This is a genomic window from Fructilactobacillus fructivorans, assembly GCF_001434095.1.
In the GTDB taxonomy this organism is placed as follows: Bacteria; Bacillota; Bacilli; order Lactobacillales; family Lactobacillaceae; genus Fructilactobacillus; species Fructilactobacillus fructivorans.
Genome location: NZ_AZDS01000005.1, coordinates 172,537 through 191,118, shown reverse-complemented (window position 1 = coordinate 191,118; position 18,582 = coordinate 172,537). Strand labels below are relative to the sequence as shown.

General features: G+C 40.4%; 23 protein-coding genes, 1 tRNA gene and 1 riboswitch. Of the genes, 17 read left to right on the top strand and 7 right to left on the bottom strand.

The window, feature by feature from the left end; genetic code table 11:
* The 4 genes from FC73_RS07025 to FC73_RS06445 all read left to right on the top strand — a co-directional run.
* The coding region (locus FC73_RS07025; protein WP_338107361.1) for a carboxyl transferase domain-containing protein at positions 1 to 419 on the top strand (419 nt) is incomplete at its 5' end.
* A 110-nt stretch (positions 420 to 529) separates the two neighbouring features.
* Positions 530 to 1,123, top strand: a complete 594-nt coding sequence (locus FC73_RS06455; protein ID WP_010022539.1) for a 4'-phosphopantetheinyl transferase family protein — start codon at positions 530 to 532, stop codon at positions 1,121 to 1,123.
* Entirely contained in the window at positions 1,113 to 1,895 is a 783-nt protein-coding gene (locus tag FC73_RS06450; protein WP_010022541.1) for a biotin--[acetyl-CoA-carboxylase] ligase, read from the top strand. The genes FC73_RS06455 and FC73_RS06450 overlap by 11 nt, the downstream gene beginning before the upstream one ends.
* Before the next feature lie 74 nt (positions 1,896 to 1,969).
* Positions 1,970 to 3,067 (top strand): M24 family metallopeptidase, encoded by a 1,098-nt coding sequence (locus FC73_RS06445; protein ID WP_010022543.1) that lies wholly within the window; start codon positions 1,970 to 1,972, stop codon positions 3,065 to 3,067.
* A 46-nt stretch (positions 3,068 to 3,113) separates the two neighbouring features.
* On the opposite strand, the gene FC73_RS06440 is transcribed toward FC73_RS06445, so the two are convergent.
* Positions 3,114 to 4,382 carry an adenylosuccinate synthase gene (locus tag FC73_RS06440; protein WP_010022544.1) on the bottom strand — a complete coding sequence of 423 codons (1,269 nt, stop codon included), beginning with the start codon at positions 4,380 to 4,382 and terminating at the stop codon, positions 3,114 to 3,116.
* A gap of 204 nt (positions 4,383 to 4,586) precedes the next feature.
* Here FC73_RS06440 and purB point away from each other — a divergent pair, with 204 nt between their 5' ends.
* The 3 genes from purB to FC73_RS06425 all read left to right on the top strand — a co-directional run bounded on the left by purB (position 4,587) and on the right by FC73_RS06425 (position 8,086).
* A complete protein-coding gene (gene purB / locus FC73_RS06435; RefSeq protein WP_010022545.1) occupies positions 4,587 to 5,882 on the top strand; it encodes an adenylosuccinate lyase in 1,296 nt (431 codons plus the stop codon).
* Positions 5,883 to 5,946: 64 nt separating this feature from the next.
* Positions 5,947 to 6,038, top strand: a riboswitch (TPP riboswitch).
* A gap of 66 nt (positions 6,039 to 6,104) precedes the next feature.
* Positions 6,105 to 6,668, top strand: a complete 564-nt coding sequence (locus FC73_RS06430; protein ID WP_010022548.1) for an ECF transporter S component — start codon at positions 6,105 to 6,107, stop codon at positions 6,666 to 6,668.
* A 32-nt stretch (positions 6,669 to 6,700) separates the two neighbouring features.
* Positions 6,701 to 8,086 carry a class II fumarate hydratase gene (locus FC73_RS06425; protein ID WP_010022550.1) on the top strand — a complete coding sequence of 462 codons (1,386 nt, stop codon included), beginning with the start codon at positions 6,701 to 6,703 and terminating at the stop codon, positions 8,084 to 8,086.
* Positions 8,087 to 8,145: 59 nt separating this feature from the next.
* Here the strand turns inward: FC73_RS06425 and FC73_RS06420 are convergent, their stop codons facing one another.
* Positions 8,146 to 9,174 carry a YczE/YyaS/YitT family protein gene (locus FC73_RS06420; RefSeq protein ID WP_010022551.1) on the bottom strand — a complete coding sequence of 343 codons (1,029 nt, stop codon included), beginning with the start codon at positions 9,172 to 9,174 and terminating at the stop codon, positions 8,146 to 8,148.
* A gap of 196 nt (positions 9,175 to 9,370) precedes the next feature.
* On the opposite strand from FC73_RS06420, the gene FC73_RS07000 reads away from it, so the two are divergent.
* The 3 genes from FC73_RS07000 to FC73_RS06410 all read left to right on the top strand — a co-directional run bounded on the left by FC73_RS07000 (position 9,371) and on the right by FC73_RS06410 (position 10,488).
* Positions 9,371 to 9,535 carry a hypothetical protein gene (locus FC73_RS07000; RefSeq protein ID WP_010022554.1) on the top strand — a complete coding sequence of 55 codons (165 nt, stop codon included), beginning with the start codon at positions 9,371 to 9,373 and terminating at the stop codon, positions 9,533 to 9,535.
* 71 nt (positions 9,536 to 9,606) lie between these two features.
* On the top strand, positions 9,607 to 9,888 hold the full coding sequence (locus FC73_RS06415) for a hypothetical protein (RefSeq protein WP_010022556.1): 282 nt from the start codon (positions 9,607 to 9,609) through the stop codon (positions 9,886 to 9,888).
* A 75-nt stretch (positions 9,889 to 9,963) separates the two neighbouring features.
* Complete coding sequence (locus FC73_RS06410) at positions 9,964 to 10,488, top strand: TetR/AcrR family transcriptional regulator (RefSeq protein ID WP_010022558.1); 525 nt, start codon at positions 9,964 to 9,966, stop codon at positions 10,486 to 10,488.
* 79 nt (positions 10,489 to 10,567) lie between these two features.
* Here FC73_RS06410 and FC73_RS06405 read toward each other — a convergent pair whose 3' ends face one another.
* Positions 10,568 to 10,768 (bottom strand): cold-shock protein, encoded by a 201-nt coding sequence (locus FC73_RS06405; protein ID WP_010022560.1) that lies wholly within the window; start codon positions 10,766 to 10,768, stop codon positions 10,568 to 10,570.
* Positions 10,769 to 10,970: 202 nt separating this feature from the next.
* On the opposite strand from FC73_RS06405, the gene FC73_RS06400 reads away from it, so the two are divergent.
* The 4 genes from FC73_RS06400 (at position 10,971) to FC73_RS06385 (ending at position 13,812) form a co-directional block, all read left to right on the top strand.
* The gene (locus tag FC73_RS06400; RefSeq protein ID WP_010022561.1) at positions 10,971 to 11,675 is read left to right on the top strand and encodes an NAD(P)H-dependent oxidoreductase; all 705 of its coding nucleotides are present in this window, start codon (positions 10,971 to 10,973) and stop codon (positions 11,673 to 11,675) included.
* Position 11,676: 1 nt separating this feature from the next.
* Positions 11,677 to 11,856, top strand: coding sequence for a hypothetical protein (locus tag FC73_RS06395; RefSeq protein WP_010022562.1), 180 nt, complete (start codon positions 11,677 to 11,679; stop codon positions 11,854 to 11,856).
* 162 nt (positions 11,857 to 12,018) lie between these two features.
* Complete coding sequence (locus FC73_RS06390) at positions 12,019 to 12,543, top strand: GNAT family N-acetyltransferase (RefSeq protein ID WP_010022564.1); 525 nt, start codon at positions 12,019 to 12,021, stop codon at positions 12,541 to 12,543.
* Between the two features lie 39 nt (positions 12,544 to 12,582).
* Positions 12,583 to 13,812, top strand: coding sequence for an ArgE/DapE family deacylase (locus FC73_RS06385; protein ID WP_082587785.1), 1,230 nt, complete (start codon positions 12,583 to 12,585; stop codon positions 13,810 to 13,812).
* Between the two features lie 48 nt (positions 13,813 to 13,860).
* Here the strand turns inward: FC73_RS06385 and fba are convergent, their stop codons facing one another.
* From fba to thiD, 3 genes are all read right to left on the bottom strand, one after another.
* Positions 13,861 to 14,739: a class II fructose-1,6-bisphosphate aldolase gene (fba, locus tag FC73_RS06380; RefSeq protein ID WP_010022567.1), complete on the bottom strand. Its 879-nt coding sequence runs from the start codon at positions 14,737 to 14,739 to the stop codon at positions 13,861 to 13,863.
* Positions 14,740 to 14,750: 11 nt separating this feature from the next.
* The gene (locus FC73_RS06375) at positions 14,751 to 15,362 is read right to left on the bottom strand and encodes a 5' nucleotidase, NT5C type (RefSeq protein WP_010022568.1); all 612 of its coding nucleotides are present in this window, start codon (positions 15,360 to 15,362) and stop codon (positions 14,751 to 14,753) included.
* An 86-nt stretch (positions 15,363 to 15,448) separates the two neighbouring features.
* Complete coding sequence (thiD, locus tag FC73_RS06370; protein ID WP_010022569.1) at positions 15,449 to 16,249, bottom strand: bifunctional hydroxymethylpyrimidine kinase/phosphomethylpyrimidine kinase; 801 nt, start codon at positions 16,247 to 16,249, stop codon at positions 15,449 to 15,451.
* A 110-nt stretch (positions 16,250 to 16,359) separates the two neighbouring features.
* Here thiD and FC73_RS07125 point away from each other — a divergent pair, with 110 nt between their 5' ends.
* The 3 genes from FC73_RS07125 (at position 16,360) to FC73_RS06360 (ending at position 17,997) form a co-directional block, all read left to right on the top strand.
* On the top strand, positions 16,360 to 16,482 hold the full coding sequence (locus FC73_RS07125) for a hypothetical protein (protein ID WP_010022570.1): 123 nt from the start codon (positions 16,360 to 16,362) through the stop codon (positions 16,480 to 16,482).
* A gap of 213 nt (positions 16,483 to 16,695) precedes the next feature.
* The gene (locus tag FC73_RS06365) at positions 16,696 to 17,796 is read left to right on the top strand and encodes an NAD(P)-dependent alcohol dehydrogenase (protein WP_010022571.1); all 1,101 of its coding nucleotides are present in this window, start codon (positions 16,696 to 16,698) and stop codon (positions 17,794 to 17,796) included.
* Between the two features lie 127 nt (positions 17,797 to 17,923).
* Positions 17,924 to 17,997: transfer RNA gene (locus FC73_RS06360), tRNA-Asn, on the top strand.
* Between the two features lie 82 nt (positions 17,998 to 18,079).
* Here the strand turns inward: FC73_RS06360 and FC73_RS06355 are convergent.
* Positions 18,080 to 18,520 (bottom strand): hypothetical protein, encoded by a 441-nt coding sequence (locus FC73_RS06355; protein WP_010022573.1) that lies wholly within the window; start codon positions 18,518 to 18,520, stop codon positions 18,080 to 18,082.
* Between the last annotated feature and the right edge of the window lie 62 nt (positions 18,521 to 18,582).

Genomic DNA, 18,582 nt, shown 5'->3' with positions numbered 1-18,582 from the left:
CCGAGTATCACGGGATTGGGTATACGATTGCGCAATTGATCCTACAGGGGATGCAACTGACCGTTCCCTATATCAGTGTCATCGTCGGTGAAGGTGGCAGTGGTGGCGCGCTAGCCCTGGCCGTAGGCGACTGCGTCTGGGCTTTTGAGGATAGTATCTATTCGGTGCTTTCCCCCGAAGGTTACGCCACCATCTTGTGGAAGGATCCCAGTCGGATGAAAGAAGCCGCTTCGGTCATGAAATTAACCCCTGATGAATTACTATCGGAGGGAATTATTGATCGAATTATTCCTGAAGTGAATACCGTCGACGGCTTTGAACGGTTTCGTGGTGATTTGGTAAAGAAAATCAAAGAACTGAATGCAATGTCCAAGGATGAAATGCTTCAGAAACGATTGGCCCGATACCGTAATTTTTAGTAAATGACCGAAACGAGTGAGAGTGTTACTATTGTACCTGTTGAAAATAGTGAGACTCTTATTTTGTCTCTTATTGATGATTTTTAATAAAACGAAAAATGGAGAATTACATGATTAAATTTTTAAGTGATTCGATAACTACGAAAGCATTTCAACCTTACTACCAAGAACTAGGGATTACCGATAAACCAAAGAAACAACAAACTTTGGTGGGACGAGTCCTGTTAGCCAATTTGGTGGGAATGCCTGTTAAAGACGCCATTAAAAACGTTGACATTGATTTCGGTCACTACGGGAAACCATACTTTGTACCAAATGGTTATCATTTCAACATTGCCCATTCCCATGATGCTGTTTTAGTCGCCATTGCCGATCATCCCATTGGGGTTGATTTAGAGCAGATTCGTCCCTACGATTACACCAGAATTACCAGAGCCTTTACGCCTGATGAACTGGAATATCTCAAGAATTTAAAGGGAAAGCGTCAGGGAGAACAGGCATTACGTTTGTGGACCATTAAGGAAGCGGTTTTGAAGTTGCAAGGTGTTGGCTTGATTGGAAAGCCTAAGACCGTCGTGACCACGCTTCCTCACATGGAAAGTGCGAGAAGAAATGATGATTTGTATCAGATCAACTTTTTAGACGTAGGTTGGAAGTACATTGGGACACTAGCAACTCAAGTGGAGAATAAGAATGAACGATAAGTTGAACGCACGGGTGATTCACAGTTTGATTAATTTTCCTATCGATCAAATTGAGGTCTATGATCAGTTACCTTCGACCAACGAAGAGGCTCAGACTGAGGTGTGGCAAAGACCCGGAATGATCATTGCCAACGAACAAACCAAGGGGAAGGGCCAAAATGGTCACCATTTCTACTCACCCGCTAATAACGGCGTTTATTTTACGGTGATTTTTCCGGCCAAAACTGAATTCGTTCAAAATCCAGGGATCCTGACCCTTGGGATTGGTGTCGCAGTGACACAAGCCATTAACCAAGTTTATGGAATCGATTCCCAGTTAAAGTGGGTAAACGATATCTATTTTGATGATAGTAAGGTTGGAGGAATTCTGACTGAAATCCAGAGTAACGAAAATAACCAACCAGAAAACTTCATCATGGGAATCGGCCTGGACATCGGCATCATGCCATTTTCACGTAATGAGGATCAGATGGTGGGTAGTTTGAATGTTATCCCGCCGTTACAACGTAATCAGGTCATTGCGTCTATATACGATCATCTGTATGCTATCTACTATAAGTGGACTGCTGATCAAATCATATTGGAGTACGTTAAACATTTAATGTGGCTTAACGATTGGGTCTCATTGATCAATCAGGGTCGCGAAATGTCTGGCCAATTAGTTGGAATCAACGATGAGGGGCATTTACTGTTAAAGACGTCCGATGATCAAATGATGAACTTAGATCCAAATGAAACCCAAAATATTAGAAAAAAGGAGTCTGGCAGTTAGTGACAGATTCCTTTTTTCTATTGATTAAATGAAAACGTATGCTAAAATTAGCAGCAAGTTTAGGAGGTAGTAATATGGTTAAGTTAAACGAAATGAGAGACTACGTTAATCAAAAGCAACTTGATGTGGCTTATATCAGTAACTTTGAAGACATCAAGTATTTCACGGGCTTTGGCAGTGATCCTGTTGAACGGGTTTTGGCACTCTTTATTTTTCCTGATGCCGAACCATTCTTGTTTGCACCAGAGCTAGAGGTCGAAGCCATCAAGGAATCAGGCTGGAAGTATCCGGTTTATGGTTACCTTGATCATGAGGATCCCTTTAAATTAATCGCTAAACATATTCGGGACGTTAATCCAGATCCCAAGCGTTTTGGGATTGAAGACGATAACTTGGTTATTAGCCGTTACCAGCAGTTACAAGCAGAGTTTCCGAAAGCTGATTTTAAGACCAACGTTGCTCCTAAAGTGAGCGAGTTACGTGTGATTAAGACCCCTTATGAGATTGAACAACTGGATGCAGCTGGTAAGGAAGCAGACTTTGCCTTTAAGGTGGGCTTGGAAACCGCTAAGGCTGGCAAGACCGAAGCCGAAGTTGCTGCCGAAATTGAGTACCAAGAAAAGATTCGTGGTGTGATGAATATGAGTTTTGATACTCTGGTTCAGACCGGTCCTCATGCTGCGGAACCACATGGGGCAACTGACATGAATCAGATCAAAAATGATAACTTATTGCTGTTTGATCTTGGAACGGTCCACAACGGATACATTTCGGATGCTTCTAGGACGGTAGCGGTTGGTGATAAAATTCCAGCAAAACAAAAAGAAATTTACGACGTTGTGTTAGAAGCCCAACTAGCTGCTCAATCGGCTGCCAAACCAGGAATTCGAGCTGAGGAACTGGACGCGATTGCTAGAAATATCATTGATAAAGCTGGTTATGGTAAGTACTTCATTCACAGACTGGGTCATGGAATGGGAATGAGCGAACACGAATTTCCTTCCATCATGGAAGGCAACCAGATGGTCTTGAAGGAGGGCATGTGCTTCTCCATTGAACCTGGAATTTACATCCCAGGAGTGGCCGGAGTTCGGATTGAAGACTGCATTCATTTAACGAAAGATGGTAACGAACCATTTACGCATACTTCCAAAGAATTACGGTACGTATAAGAGAATATAAAAAGGCCTTGGATTAAATTATCCAAGGCCTTATTTTTTACATTTGATGAGTTTGCTCACGCTTGGGACCAGTTGAAAAGGTGACAAGAGGAATTCCGACAAGTTCTGAGACACGATCAAGAAACTTTTGAGCGTTCTCTGGGAGTTTGTCGTAAGTATCACAGTCAGTGATGTCTTCATTCCATCCCGGCAAGGTTTCATAAACCGGCTTGCACTTGTCAAGAGTGTCGAGGTTAGCGGGATAATAGGTGATTTTTTTACCGTTTAATTCGTATGCTGTACAAATCTTAATTTCCTTAAGTCCATCAAGAACATCTAAACAGTTGAGGGCTAAGTGGGTTAGCCCGGAAACCCGACGGGCGTGACGTAATGCCACGCTATCAAACCATCCAATCCGACGAGGACGTTTGGTAACGACACCGTATTCATGAGCGATTTCACGGATGTGATCGCCGGTGGCGTCTAAGAGTTCGGTTGGAAATGGTCCCTCACCAACTCGAGAAGTATAGGCCTTACAAGTTCCGATGACACGATCAATTTTACTTGGACCAATTCCCGCACCAACGGCAGCTCCACCTGCGACTGGATTAGATGAGGTTACGTATGGATAAGTCCCATGATCGACGTCTAACATGATCCCCTGAGCTCCTTCAAATAAGACGTTCTTGTGGTTATCAATTTCATCGTTTAAAAGGACCGAAGTTTCTGTCACGTACGGCTTAAGTCGTTTTCCAAGTTGAACGTATTCGTTATAGATCTCGTCAAAGTCCAGTGGAGCGTGATCGTATAACTTCACTAGGATTTCGTTCTTTTCCGACAGAACTTCTTTAAGACGATGCTTAAAGGTTACGGGATCGATTAGATCAGCAACGCGAATTCCGACCCTGGCGACTTTATCCATGTAAGCTGGTCCGATTCCCTTATGGGTGGTTCCAATCTTATGATTTTTGTGTTCCTCTTGTAGTTTATCGAAGAGGGGATGATAAGGCATAATTACTTGTGCACGAGATGAGACCCGTAAGTTGTCGGTTGAAACGCCATGTTCATTAAGATAGTCGACTTCCTTAAAGAGCGACTTCGGGTTTAAAACAACTCCATTTCCAATTACGGCCAACTTATCTGGATAGAAGATTCCGGATGGAACTAGTTGAACGTGAAAATTTTGGTTGTTAAAAACGATGGTATGACCAGCGTTGTCACCACCCTGATATCTGGCAATGATATCCGCATCGGCGCTTAGGGTATCAACAATCTTCCCTTTTCCCTCGTCGCCCCATTGACTACCAACCACAACTGTTACAGACATATATAGCACCTCGTAAATGAATTTTTTGACCAAGAACAGTTTACCAATCGGATTTAGAAAAATCAAGAACATTCCTAATATTGTCAAAAATAACGTTCGGGTTTTACGAACGATTAGAAATGGCTTAAAATGATTTTGGGGTTTATTTGACTGAAAAGAAAACGTTATGTAAGATTATCGTGTAATTACAATGAGGTGAATGAAATGATTGATCGTTATACGCGAGCACCAATGAAACAAATCTGGAGTAAACAGAACCAGTATCAGACCTGGCTGGAAGTGGAGATTGCTATTGATGAAGCTTGGAGTAAGCTAGGAAAGATCCCTGAGGCCGACGTCACCGCCATTAAAAAGAATGCCACTTTTGACGTTGATCGAATCGCACAGATTGAAGCTGAGACTCATCACGACGTGGTGGCCTTTACTCGGGATGTCTCCGAATCGCTTGGACCTGAGAAAAAGTGGATTCATTATGGGGTTACCAGTACTGATGTTGTTGATACTGCCCAGGGGCTTCGTTTAAAACAGGCTGATAAGGTAATCAGACAAGACATTTTGACATTGATGGATACCATTAAAGCCAAGGCGTTAAAATACAAGGACACCGTTGAAATTGGTCGAACACATGGAGTTCAGGCGGAACCAATGACGTTTGGGTTAAAGATGGCACGCTGGTACTCGGAAATGAAACGAAATTTGAAACGATTTAATGAAGCTGCCGACGGAGTGGAAGCCGGAAAAATTTCCGGAGCAGTTGGTACTTTTGCCAACATTGACCCGCAGGTAGAAGCCTATGTGTGCGATAAATTAGGACTTCGAGCACAAGAGATCACTAGTCAGGTGTTGCCCCGTGATTTACACGCGGAGTATATTTCAACCCTGGCACTAATTGCTACCAGCTTGGAGAACTTTGCCACAGAAATTCGGGGACTCCAACGTTCTGAGATTCATGAAGTTGAAGAACACTTTAATCCTGGTCAAAAGGGATCATCGGCGATGCCGCACAAACGGAATCCAATTGGTTCCGAAAACATTTGTGGACTTGCCAGAACGATGCGTGGCTTAATTACAACGGCCTACGAAAACGTCTCATTGTGGCATGAACGTGACATTTCTCACTCATCAGCCGAACGGATCATTTTGCCGGAGAGTACCACGCTTTTAGATTATATGTTGCACCGTTTCAACAATATTCTTTCTAATCTAGACGTTTTTCCTGAGCGGATGAAAGCAAACATGAAGTTGACTTACGGCTTGATCTACAGTCAACGAGTAATGTTGAAGTTGATTGATAGTGGCATGAGTAGGGAAGCTGCTTATGACCTAGTACAACCACTTACAGCTCAGTCATGGGAGAATCATGAATCATTTGAAAAGCTAGTTAAAGATAATAAACAAATTAGTGAGCGTTTGTCCGATCAAGAAATTAATGATGCATTTGATTATCATTACCATCTTCGTCATGTCGATGATATTTTCAAGCGGGTTGGACTTGAATAATAATCTTTGTTAACTTTTTGATTGCTTTTATTAATCATCCATCCATTATATTATTAGCATGAATTATATAATTCTGGGGTGCCGTATGGCTGAGATAATACCCATTGAACCTGATCAGGTTAAGACCTGCGAAGGGATCCGACTACACTATAAGTGTCATTTTAATCATGTGTTGAAGTTCCCGGAGGAGATCCAGGAACTTTTTTTATTGGAGGAGATAACATGAAAGTATTAAGAGAATGGCATTTAAAGGACATCATTTTAGTAACGTTAATTGGAGCTTTTTGTGGGGTGATCTTCTGGGGGACCTCATTTCTGTACAACTTGTTGGCCGCAGCTTTGACCCCGTTTGGCTTGCAGCCATTCGCCAACGAAGCTACTTTTGGATTGTACACACTGGCTGGTCCACTGGCGGCCTTTATCATTAGACTTCCCTTTTCAGCCACCCTTGGTGAATTCTTGGGAGCGTTTGTTGAAATGATTTTAGGAAGTCAGTGGGGAGTGGCTGACTTACTCTCTGGTCTAATTCAGGGACTTTCTTCAGAGCTAGGATTTGCTGTATTAGGTTATAAACATTATGATTGGTTAGGAATCATAAGTACGACGATTACCACCACGGTAATTACGTTTGCTTGGGACATGATTAAGAGTGGTTATGCTAACTATCACATTGGTTTCTTGCTGCTCTTATTCCTCACTCGGCTTGTGTCAGTCTTCTTATTTAGTGGAATCTTGACATACTTAATCAGTCGATTACTCGAGAAGAGTCAGGTCCTAAGTCGATAGGTCGTACCCAATACTAACTAGGGGATGACAGAATGTCTGATTATCGAATTGAAAGTGACACACTCGGAAACGTGAAGGTGCCAAAGAACGCCTTATGGGGAGCTCAAACAGAACGCAGCCGCCATAATTTCCCAGTCGGTCCCAAAATGCCGGTTCTGGTGATTCGAGCACTGATCAACATTAAAGCCAGTGCGGCTGAAGTTAGCGTTCAACAAAAGACAATTGAGAAACAAAAGGGTGCCTTGATTGAGAAATCCGCAGCTAGGTTACTCGAATTGTCTGATGAACAGCTCATGCAAAATTTTCCGTTACACATCTATCAAACTGGATCAGGAACTCAAACCAATATGAATGTCAATGAAGTCATTGCCCATGTTGCTAAACAGATTGATCCAAACACTGAGATTTTGCCAAATGATGATGTAAATCATTCACAAAGTTCTAATGATACGTTTCCAACCGCGATGAACATTGCGAGTTTGGTTGCCATTAACCAGTTATTGCCAGAATTACAGCACTTAATTAAGGTGATGCAACGTCTCCAGAAGAAGTACTGGGATGTGGTGAAGATTGGTCGCACCCATTTACAGGATGCGACCCCAATGACGTTTGGTCAGGAAGTATCTGGATGGGCTAGCACCATTCAACACGACCTCCAATTTGTGGCTGACAATTCCAAATCACTGTTAGGGTTACCGATTGGCGGCACAGCAGTTGGTACCGGACTAAATACCGCTCAAAATTTTGATGTTGAAATGGTTAAGAACTTAGGGGACAAGTATCATGAACCGTTTGAAGTAGAAAATAAGTTTTACGGTTTGGCATCTCACTCGGCCCTTACGATGACACACGGAGCGGTTAGGACCCTTGCTACTGACTTAATGAAAATTGCTAATGACATTAAATTTTTGGCAAGTGGTCCGAGAGCTGGTTATGGTGAAATTACCATTCCAGCCAACGAACCCGGATCATCAATTATGCCAGGAAAGGTAAATCCAACTCAAGGAGAAGCCATGGACATGATAGTAGCCCGCATCATGGGAAACGACACTACAATTGAAATGGCTAATACCCAGGGAAACTTTGAGATGAACGTTTACAAGCCCATCATTATTGAGTGTTTTCTCGATTCTGTTCAGTCGTTAACGGGCATCTTGAGTCATTTTACGGACCTGATGGTTGATGGGATTGAAGTAAACCAAGATCGAATGGAAGAATTAGTTCATAATTCACTTATGACGGTGACGGCTTTATCACCACACATTGGATATCATCGGGCCGCTGAGATTGCCCAGGCGGCTTTGAACGGGAAAACTGACCTTAGACAGGCTGCCGTTGAGTCTGGATACGTTACTGGATCAGACTTTGATAAATGGGTTAAGCCTCTTGAAATGACGAATCATAATCGTAAACAATAGTAAAATTAAAAAAGCCAGAAACTAACGTTTTAGTTAATCTCTGGCTTTTAGTTATTTAATTATTTTTTTGAATCATTATTTTGGTTGTTTTGATCCCTAGAACCTTGATCGGAGCTATTTTTAGGTTGACCAGTTGATTGGGGATTAACATTACCATTCTTGCTCCGCTTCATCATTTCGGCCATCAGCATTCTGTATTGAGTACGGTATGCATTGTAAGCCTTCTGAGAGTCCTCCATGTTGGTCTGAGCATCGTGAAGTCTAGTTCCTAGCTGTTGGTTAGTGTAACCGGATAAGTTCATCTGAACGTTCAGAGTGGCGTTATAAGCATGGGTCAAATAATGATACCCAGATAACGTTGCTTTGGAGATGGTGCTTGCGGCATGTTTAACCGTTGGTTGTTCACTGAAGTCATCAATTCCATTAACAATTGGATCACTGATGTGCTTGTTCCAGTAAGCGATTAGTGGACCAGCAAAGAATGCCACAATAATTGATGCAAATCCAACTGGACCACCAGCAAGAACAGCAGCAATCAAGAATAAGATATCTTGAATTACACGAGCGGTCTTATACTTAATATGGAGTCGTGATGAAACAATTGGGGCAATCGCATCGTACGGTGCAACCCCTAGGTTGGGCGCCATGTAGATGGAACTACCAGCGGTAAATAGAATTAATCCAAGGAAAGCGTTAGCAACGATTACGAAGAAATTAATGCCTTCGGGGAAAATCTGTTGGTAAAATTGGGTGAAGATCTGGATCTCGAATCCAACTAAGACCATGTTCATGATGGTTCCGATCCCGATCATGTGACGGTCAAGGAACAGGACAAACACGAAAATTACTAAGTTGGCTAGTAATTGATACAAACCAAGTGACATATGTAGGTGGTTTGACATCCCAATGTTAACGGCCGTAAATGGATCAAGTCCTAAAATTTTACTTGATCGAAGTAAGGTAGCACCAAGTGATAACATGGTGATCCCAATAAATGACATTAAAACCTTAAGTAATATGTTAAATGTCTTACCGTACCACGTCATTTTCGGTGCGGCGGAATTAGCTGACGGATTAGAATTACTCATTGAATTAGACTTCCTTCTTAAAATTGTTATTAGTATTATAACTTATTAATGAAACAATTGTAAGGGTAACGACTGCCAGGGAGCCATTTTACGTGGTGAAATTTGCGATAGATGACTAATTTCCAATTATGTATTATAATGCTTGGTAACTTAAACTAATCATTTAAGTTGATTTTGTAAATCGGAGGGATTGCTTATGAATATTAAAGTATTAAACAAGCAAAGCGCTCGGCCAGTTAAAGAATGGCAACAGCGCGAAAATAACCTTTTTCGAGTTCATCAATTAATGCATAATAAAAAACTTCAGTTGAGTAAATCAGCGCAGGCGATGATTTCGCCCGTCTTAAAACCGTTAACTTAGAGAATCTTAATAATTTAATTGCAAGACATCACGATTTCAACTAAAATGCATTTGTCTAGGAAGTGAGTATAATGGCTGATTCAGATTTGAAACAACAAGTCGAAGATTTAACGGCTCAAAATAAAGAGCTTCACAGTAAGATTCAAGCTTTGACGAATGATACTGACATTTCTGATAAGAGCACCAATGAGTTGAAATCTCAAGTAATCCAATTTCAAGACGAACTAAAAAACGCTCAAGATCGGGCGACTCAGTATGAAGATAAATATAATAAAATGAGTACTGAATACATGGAATTATCCAATCAGTACCGTGAATTGCAGACGCAACTTGATTCATTAAAAAATAAATAAGTGTGAGGAAGCTTTCTTCACGCTTATTTATTTATTGTGACAAGCTTTAAAATGTTAATAGTGAATGGTGAAATTATGTCAAAAAAAGAAACAGCCAAAAAAAGAATAATTGATGGGATGTTTGAGATGCTTCAGACTAAATCCTATCAAGAGATTACGGTCAAGGACGTCTCCAAACACGTTGGGGTTTCCCGTATGACATTTTATCGTAACTTTCACACCAAGGAAGATGTCATCGTAGGTCAATTTCAAGAAACCTTTACCACCTTTATTAATCGGCTCCTAGCTCAAAAAATCTCGAATTTTAATGGGTTAGCAACGACCTTTTTTACGATTATTAAGGAAAATAAGCCAATGATGGATGCCATCGTTGATAATGATTTGTCTTATTTACTGTTGAAGGTCTTGAAAAAATACATTACCAACCTGGTTGATGATGACATTCTGGAATTACGCGCTAATTCATCAAAGATGTTGATTGCGATGATATATGGTGGTTTAACGGAAGTGCTATTAACGTGGACCGAAGATGGGATGGAAGAACCCGTTGAGGAGCTGGTCATCTTTGCGTCGAAGTATTTGAACTTCAAGGTTAATTAAGCTTCATTAATGTTTTAATTTAAAAATATGTATAAAAAAAGAGCTCAGCGCTTGCTGAGTTCTTTTTGTTTGGCTAAAATTAGTCCATTGGAGTAACGTTAGCAGCTTGGGGGCCACGGTCTCCTTCTTCAACGTCCAAAGTAACCTTTTCGCCTTCGTCAAGGGTCTTGAAACCATCCTTGTTGATAGCTGAGTAATGTACGAATACATCACCATCATCAGTAGTAATAAAACCATAACCCTTGTCAGCATTAAACCATTTAACAGTACCTTGTTTCATAATATGAAACCTCCTAGCGCATAGCGCAATAAATTTTTCAGTGTTGCTTAGTTTGAATCTTAAAAGGAAGTCATTTCATAATAATACAAAACAAGAAACCTTAGAAACTCGAAACCATTCACACATCTATTTAAATATAACATAAATCCGTGGGATGTCAATATGATAGACTTAGATTAATCAATTAAAAGAAGATGAAGATATGAAAACACTAATAATCGTTTCACATCCTGAATTTCAGGACTCCATTACCCAAGCATTCTTAAAAACAAGTCAAGCAGAACTAAATGACGTCACGTGGCACTGTTTAGATGAGATCTATGGAAGTGATCCAATTGACGTTCAAGCTGAACGAGAACTCTTAAATGGAGCTGACCGCATTATTTTTCAATTTCCACTTTATTGGTACAGCGCTCCAGCTTCCCTTAAAATTTGGGAAGATGATGTTTTGAGTCGAGCCTATACCTATGCAAATGAAGAGGGGCACTTGAAGGATAAAGAAGTGGGAATCGTTACGAGCGTTGGTTATCCCAAGTCGGCGTTTGCCGCAGGTGCCAGTCAATCGTTCAGTATTTCTCAGATTATGATTCCATACGAAGCCCTGGCAAAACAGGCGGGAATGAAGTTTATGAAACCACTTGTAATTGCGCAGTTCGGCTATTCAACTGATGAAGAAAAATCTCAACTGTTGGTTGATTACCAAATGTATCTGACAGCCAAGTATCCCTTTAGTTTTAATGAGCGTGAGACTTGGATGATTCATCAGCTGAAGAAGTTGGCAAGTGGCAGTATGAAGAATCATCAACAAGAACTTGATTTAATTATTCAAGAGCTTGAGACAGGTCAAGACGATTTAAACGACTTAAAGGAACAGATTAATTTAATTCGAAATAAGGAGGAAGATTAAAATGAGTGACAATGAAGAGTGGACTATCAATCAGATCAATGAATTGATAAAGAGTCAAACATCATTTATTAATCGATCCTTACTCGAGGGATGTGAACGGTTGGTAAAAGAGCAGGCTAAGAGAAATGATCAGTCTGAAAATGAAATTGATGGGCGGAGTTGGAGCCCTGAAAAATGGTAGGATTTTTACTGAAATTGAGTGATAAATGTTGACAAATCGGTTTTAAATAATATTATTGGATTAATTTAGTTTGATGAAACGTCCTGATAGCTTTAAGTTTTGAGGTTATGAGGACGTTTTTTACTAATCAGACCAAATAATCTAATCGAAGAGAATGATTTTGTGGAAGTTCAATTAAAACGAGTCACCAATACCCCAGTCAACGTTAAGATGCTGCAAAAAATCATCCATCAAACTTTTATTAATACCTATCAAAAGGATACTGCAAAATCAGAGCTTCAGACGTATTTGGATCGGGAGTACAATGTGAGCCAGATTCAAAAACAGTTAGACGATCCGAATTGTCAATTTTACTTCTGTATCGTTGATCGACAGGTTGCTGGTTACATGAAATTGAATTTAGGTAATAAACAAACAGAAGCTTTTTCAACCGCAAGTGTCGAAGTTGAAAAATTGTACATTTACCCGGAATTAAAACGGCTTGGACTAGGAACTAAGTTTCTAAAGAAAGCTGAAGAGGTCGCAAAGCAGGCGGAAGCTAAAATGCTCTGGATCGGTGTCTGGGAAGAAAACGAGAAGGCAATTAAGTTTTATCAGAAACTAGGCTTTAAATATTTAAAAACCCATGAATTTAGACTTGGGAGTGAGATTCAACGTGATTTGATTCTAGCAAAGCGGATTCAATAAGATTTAAAATTTAATTTTCAAATAGAACGGGTGACAAACATGCAAAAAGCAGACAAAATGAACATCTTAAGGGATTTAGTCGAAATTAACACCGTTAATGGTAATGAAGTTAAGGCTGCTAAGTATCTCCAATCACTTTTGAAGCGGTATGGAATTGACAGTCAATTAATCGATCTTGGGAACCATCAAGCTAATTTAGTGGTGGAATACGGAAACGGACAAAAACCAGTTTTAGCGGTGAGTGGTCACATGGATACGGTGGCCGTGAATGAAGAAATGTGGAGCACCAATCCGTTTGAACTTGTAATTAAGGACGATGTCATGATGGGAAGCGGGGTAACCGACATGAAAGGTGGTCTGGCTGCCATCGTGATTGCCCTAATTGAAATAAAAGAGGCAGACGTTAAGATTGACGGGACAATCCGGCTCCTAATTACAGCTGGTGAAGAAGTGGGAATGAATGGCTCATATAGTCTTCAATCACAAGGATACATGGATGATGTGGATGCTTTGTTAATTACTGAACCAACTGGTTATCGGATTGTGCGTGCCAATAAGGGTGAAGTTGATTTCTTGGTTACTTCAACTGGAAAAGAGGCCCATAGTTCACGCCCTAACTTAGGGATTAATGCGATTCAAAACCTGATGGATGTTCTAGAAGAAGCGAAGCAAGTCATTTCTACGAGAGCTGAGCAAAATGCCAGTGAGGTTTTGGGACAAACGACCTATACTGTTGATGTGTTTAACGGAGGAATTCAAATTAATGCCATCCCAGACTCTGCTAAAGCGGCGATTAATACTCGGATTGTGCCAAACTATGATAATCAGCAGGTCATCGATGACTTTAACCAGATAGTTGATGATTTTAACCAAACTCATGACGGGAAAATTAATCTCAAAATTTTGATGAATATTGCTCCAGTGGTTGCGAAACCAGATTCTAAGTTGATTAAGAAACTTTTAGCCATTGCGACTCCATACATGAAGAAGACGAGGTACAGTTCTGATGAAGTCAAGATGGGCCAAGAGATGATGGTTAAACAAGGATTTAACCCCTTTGCAACGGATCAGATTACGGTAATGAGTGCAGCAGGTGGAACCGACGCCTCTGAGCTTTTATCCCAAAAATTAAACGGTGCTAATTATGCTGTGTTTGGCCCGGGGAATCCAATGAAGATGCACCAAAATAATGAATCAGCGTCCCTTCAAATGTGGTTAGACTTCATTGAAATTTATAAGAAACTTTTTAGTCAGTACTTTGTTAATTAGATAAAAAAATCGTCTTGAAGGTTGACCTTCAAGACGATTTTTATTTAATTAAGCCTTATTTTCTGATCCGAAGACCTTGATCCGATCAAGGCACATCTCTTTAAGTGCGTTTATTCCAGCCTTTAAGAAAATCCGTGGATCATAGTTTTTGCCTTCAAGATCCTTATCAGAGTGAACGTAGTCTCGCATGGCCTGATGAAAGGCTAGTTGACCTTCTGTGTTGACGTTGATCTTGGAAATTCCAAGTTGGATTGCTTTTCTGATTTGATCATCAGGAATACCGGAACCACCGTGTAGGACCAACGGTAACTGTTTGCCGGTTTGGTTATAGATGGCTTGATCAATTTTCTTTAGGTGCTCAAAGTTTAAGCCCTTCCAGTCCTTGGGATATTTTCCGTGGATGTTACCGATTCCGACTGCCAGCATGTCGACCCCGGTCTCAGCCATTTTAACGGCTGAGTCGACGGGAGCAATTTCACCGTCAGCAATCACACCATCTTCTTCACCACCAATGGTGCCAACTTCAGCTTCGACACTGACATCCTCAGCGTGGGCTAATTTAACGAGCGTCTTGGTCTTGTCGAGGTTCTCATCCAATGGAAGAGCAGAGCCATCAAACATGATGGAAGTGAACTTAATTCCCAAAGTCTTGATGGCGTCGTAAAAGGTACCATGGTCAAGATGAATTGAAACGGGGACCGTGATGTTTAAGGCATGATACATGTCCACAATCAAGTCATAAACCAATCGGAAACTTCCCATGTAGTTAGCGGCTCCAGAAGTAGCCTGAATAATTACAGGTGACTTAGCTTCTTCGGCTGCTTCAAGAATGGCTCTAGCCCATTCCAAGTTATTAACGTTGAATGCTGGAACGGCGTAATGTTCTTTTCGGGCCTTATCTAACATTTCAGTACTGTTTGTAATCATTTTCTTCTCCTTTATTCCCAATTTTCCTTTTTAAACGTACTTACATTCCCGTGAATGACGTACTTGGGATTCTGATTAGATTTCTTTACGGCAGTTTTTAGGTCACTTGTTTGTTGACTGTTTTTGGCAATGTCAATTAAAAAGGGGACTAGATCATCCTTCCAAGTGAGACGTTTGTCGAATCCATACTGAATCCAGACGCTATTAGTCTTGGGATCGTTCCACGAGCTTGCCCCATGATAAGGCCGATCATCGATCAAAATTCCACCAACATAGTGAACTAATCCTTTATCGTGAGTCATTGTTATTTTTTTATAAAACGGACTGTTTTTCTCAGCTCCAAAGAAGTGCTGAATCCACGCGACTTTATCCTGCCAGGCACTTGGATTACTCCAGGGAGCAGTGGTTAAGATGTATAGATCATAGTAGTCAGCTAATTTATTGACGCTTGCGATGGCATCTTCAGTTGGATCTAGGTCCCGGAAAATTCCAGGGATCCGATCGGGTCGTGCTCCCGTTGGGAGTGATTTTGCTCGTTGATTGAGGACAGGAATGGTGTTAACCAACACGTTGTCCATGTCGAGAAATAATTTGATTGGTTCCTTTTTATTGTTTGACTGCATGTCGAAACTGATTCTCCTATACTAATAAGGTAAAATAAATGAACTTATAATAATGTTTAAAACATATCTTTTACCATTATAGTCAATTATCTTGCCCAGTGGTTAATTGGACCATACTTGTGGCCAACCTGGATTTCATCTTCGATTGCACCGTCAACGTACTGCTTGGCAATCTTAATGGAATCGGCAACGGTGTGACCCTTAGCTAGTTCAGCGGTAATTCCAGCCGAAAGGGTATCACCAGTTCCGTTTTTACGATCGGTAGTGAAGTAAGGGCCATTTAAGTTAAAGTGCTGACCATCTTCTAACAAAACGTAGTCATAAACCTTTGTTTGACTAGGATCGTCATGGCGACCCTTCACAATGACGTTGCTAGCGCCCATGTCCTGCATGGCTTTAGCTGATTTAGCCATGAAATCAGGATCATCAACATCTAATCCAGTAAGCTTTTGTGCTTCAAAGAAGTTAGGTGTTAAAACGGTTGCCATCGGTACTAATTCGTTTTTCATGGCATCGAAGGCGTCTTCTTCAAGCAACATGGTTCCAAACTTGGTAGTAATTACTGGATCAACCACTAGTGGACCAAAGTCGTATAGCTGATAGTCTTTTACAACCGTATTGATAATGTTGGCATCAGAGAGCATCCCGGTCTTAGCGGCTAAGATATGAAAGTCATCACCTAGATCTTTGAATTCTTGATCAATAAAACTAGTTGGCATGTTGACACTATCATGAATTCCATAGGAGTTCCCTGACACACATGCCGTAATAATTGAAGCACCGTACACACGACGAGCAAAGAAAGTTTCTAAGTCAGCCTGAATTCCAGCACTGCCATCACTATCACTGCCAGCAATTGTTACTGCTTGCGGATAATCTTTAGTCATTTTTGAGTCCCCATTTCCACTTTAATTTGATTTTTACCTGTTCCATGTATTATAATACTAAGAGCTGATGTATTTAAGAGTTTAGACTTAATTGGAAGGAGTTTTTCATCATGAGAATTTGTCATCCAAATGGTGTCCAAGGTCGTCGTCCGATCGACACTAAAAAACGTAAAGCAAAACAAAAAGAAGTAGCAGATTTACAAAAATTTTTGAAGCAAAAACCTGCTAAATAATTTAACTAATTAACTTTTACTAGACATCTGATGGTCGGTTCTCCGATCGTTAGGGTCTATTTTTTTATGAACATTTTCTTTGATAACTATTGCACAAGATGTGATAATGAGGGTGAAAAATAGAAGGAACGGGATGATACCAATGGGCGTTAGTAACGGTTAGCTCAAAGTTATTTTAATGAATCAACGATTATGTAGAGGAGACTTAAAATTATGACTGACGTAAGTATTCCAAACTATGATAAAAATAACATGCCAAAGACCACGAAGAGTGCGGTCTTGGAGAAAGTATTCGATATTGACATGAAGTACACCAAACTAAAGGAAATGGGTCCAACTGACGTTTTGATTAAAGTGGTAGCAGTTGGAATTTGTGGTTCCGATGTTCATTACTATGACCAGGGTCATATTGGTGACTTTGTGGTTAAGAAACCACTGATTTTAGGCCATGAGAGTTCCGGTGTTATTGTTGCTGTTGGCGATAAAGTTACTAAGTTCAAACGTGGTGATCGGGTTGCCATGGAACCTGGTGTTCCATGTGGTCACTGTGAAGCTTGTCGAACTGGCCACTACAACCTTTGCCCGAACATGCAGTTTATGGCAACGCCACCCGTTAATGGTGACTTAACTCAATTTATCGTTTATCCTCAAGACTTTGTTTACCCAATTCCTGAAAATGTCTCATACGAAGAGGCCACTTTGAACGAACCATTGTCAGTTGGTGTTCATGCTACGCAAAAATTAGGTGTAGATGTTGGTTCATCAGTTCTGATTTCTGGAATGGGTCCCATTGGTTTACTGGCGATTCTGGCCGCTAAAGCCCATGGAGCTGATCAGATCATTGTTAGTGATGCTGAGCAATCACGATTGGACGTTGCAAAAAAGTTAGGAGCCACTAACGCGGTTAACATTAAGAATGCTGATGTTCTTGATACCGTTAAAACCCTTACCAACGGTGTTGGAGTTGACTATGCCATTGAAGCTTCCGGAACTGTTCCTGGTGAACAAACTTCCTTGCATGCCTTGAAACGAGGTGGAAAGGTTGCTTACATTGGAGTTCCAACGACTGACCAAACTCCACTGGACGTTCCATTTATGACCGATCATGAAACTACGATCATGGGGATCTTTAGATACTGTAATAATTATCAAACTGGTTTGAAGATTTTAGCTAAGAATACGAAACTGGTTGATAATTTGTTAACTAACTTCTATCCATTGGATCAGACTAAAGCAGCACTTGAGAAGTCTAGAACCGATAAAAGTAATTCAATTAAAGTTATTATTTATCCAAATGAACAACTAAGAAAATAGCGTCATAAGTGGACTCTACAACGGGTAATTGCAGAGTCCATTTTTTTGCAAAATAATTTGCTAAATTAGTAGACAAACTATTAGGACCTGTGTATAATTATGAACAACAAATTAAGTATTTCATTATTGCTGTGTAGTTCAGTTGGTAGAAACGCTTCACTGTTAATGAAGATGTCGCTGGTTCGAGCCCAGCCACAGCAGCTATTTAAAAAGCACCACTCGTAATTGAGTGGTACTTTTTTGTTAATAATAAAAAACCACAATCCTAATTGTGGTTTTTAAATTAATGCTTCTTACCTTTTTTAGCTTTTTTAGGTTTACGCTTTTTAGGCTTTGACATTTGTCTCAGTTGATCTTTCATGCCTTCAATTTCTTTTGCATGCTCCTGTTTCCATTCTTTGAATGATGATCCTGAATCAGAATCGGCGGGTTTAAGACCGGTATCTAACCAGAATAATGCTTCTGATAGACTAGGGAAATTGTGCAACCAAAGCGTTTGACCATTCTCAGAATCGAAAGCAACGTATGAGCGAGAGCGCCGCTTTAAGAAGGTATGCTTTCTAATCTTGAACGCTTCTCTTTTTCTAGTTAAAAAGTAATCTGGTAAAATATACTTACCGGGAGTCATTAACTTTGGGAAACGTTCATTCTTTTGAGCATGACGGTCTTTGAGCATTGCTAACGCTTGATCAACTGTAATTAATTTTGCAGCTATATCGACCATTGTATGAATCCCCTCCTACATATTATTTTCGCATAAATATTACAAAATGCAAAATGATATGA

What these genes read in the sequence shown, in the direction of transcription:
- FC73_RS06385 (WP_082587785.1), top strand. Translation starts at nt 12,583, where the DNA reads ATGCAAAAAGCAGACAAAATGAACATCTTAAGGGATTTAGTCGAAATT.
- FC73_RS06410 (WP_010022558.1), top strand. Translation starts at nt 9,964, where the DNA reads ATGTCAAAAAAAGAAACAGCCAAAAAAAGAATAATTGATGGGATGTTT.
- FC73_RS06395 (WP_010022562.1), top strand. Translation starts at nt 11,677, where the DNA reads ATGAGTGACAATGAAGAGTGGACTATCAATCAGATCAATGAATTGATA.
- purB (WP_010022545.1), top strand. Translation starts at nt 4,587, where the DNA reads ATGATTGATCGTTATACGCGAGCACCAATGAAACAAATCTGGAGTAAA.
- FC73_RS06365 (WP_010022571.1), top strand. Translation starts at nt 16,696, where the DNA reads ATGACTGACGTAAGTATTCCAAACTATGATAAAAATAACATGCCAAAG.
- fba (WP_010022567.1), bottom strand. Translation starts at nt 14,739, where the DNA reads ATGATTACAAACAGTACTGAAATGTTAGATAAGGCCCGAAAAGAACAT.
- FC73_RS06450 (WP_010022541.1), top strand. Translation starts at nt 1,113, where the DNA reads ATGAACGATAAGTTGAACGCACGGGTGATTCACAGTTTGATTAATTTT.
- FC73_RS06430 (WP_010022548.1), top strand. Translation starts at nt 6,105, where the DNA reads ATGAAAGTATTAAGAGAATGGCATTTAAAGGACATCATTTTAGTAACG.
- FC73_RS06455 (WP_010022539.1), top strand. Translation starts at nt 530, where the DNA reads ATGATTAAATTTTTAAGTGATTCGATAACTACGAAAGCATTTCAACCT.
- FC73_RS06415 (WP_010022556.1), top strand. Translation starts at nt 9,607, where the DNA reads ATGGCTGATTCAGATTTGAAACAACAAGTCGAAGATTTAACGGCTCAA.
- FC73_RS06420 (WP_010022551.1), bottom strand. Translation starts at nt 9,174, where the DNA reads ATGAGTAATTCTAATCCGTCAGCTAATTCCGCCGCACCGAAAATGACG.
- FC73_RS07125 (WP_010022570.1), top strand. Translation starts at nt 16,360, where the DNA reads ATGAGAATTTGTCATCCAAATGGTGTCCAAGGTCGTCGTCCGATCGAC.
- FC73_RS06440 (WP_010022544.1), bottom strand. Translation starts at nt 4,382, where the DNA reads ATGTCTGTAACAGTTGTGGTTGGTAGTCAATGGGGCGACGAGGGAAAA.
- thiD (WP_010022569.1), bottom strand. Translation starts at nt 16,249, where the DNA reads ATGACTAAAGATTATCCGCAAGCAGTAACAATTGCTGGCAGTGATAGT.
- FC73_RS06375 (WP_010022568.1), bottom strand. Translation starts at nt 15,362, where the DNA reads ATGCAGTCAAACAATAAAAAGGAACCAATCAAATTATTTCTCGACATG.
- FC73_RS06445 (WP_010022543.1), top strand. Translation starts at nt 1,970, where the DNA reads ATGGTTAAGTTAAACGAAATGAGAGACTACGTTAATCAAAAGCAACTT.
- FC73_RS06405 (WP_010022560.1), bottom strand. Translation starts at nt 10,768, where the DNA reads ATGAAACAAGGTACTGTTAAATGGTTTAATGCTGACAAGGGTTATGGT.
- FC73_RS06400 (WP_010022561.1), top strand. Translation starts at nt 10,971, where the DNA reads ATGAAAACACTAATAATCGTTTCACATCCTGAATTTCAGGACTCCATT.
- FC73_RS06425 (WP_010022550.1), top strand. Translation starts at nt 6,701, where the DNA reads ATGTCTGATTATCGAATTGAAAGTGACACACTCGGAAACGTGAAGGTG.
- FC73_RS07000 (WP_010022554.1), top strand. Translation starts at nt 9,371, where the DNA reads ATGAATATTAAAGTATTAAACAAGCAAAGCGCTCGGCCAGTTAAAGAA.
- FC73_RS06355 (WP_010022573.1), bottom strand. Translation starts at nt 18,520, where the DNA reads ATGGTCGATATAGCTGCAAAATTAATTACAGTTGATCAAGCGTTAGCA.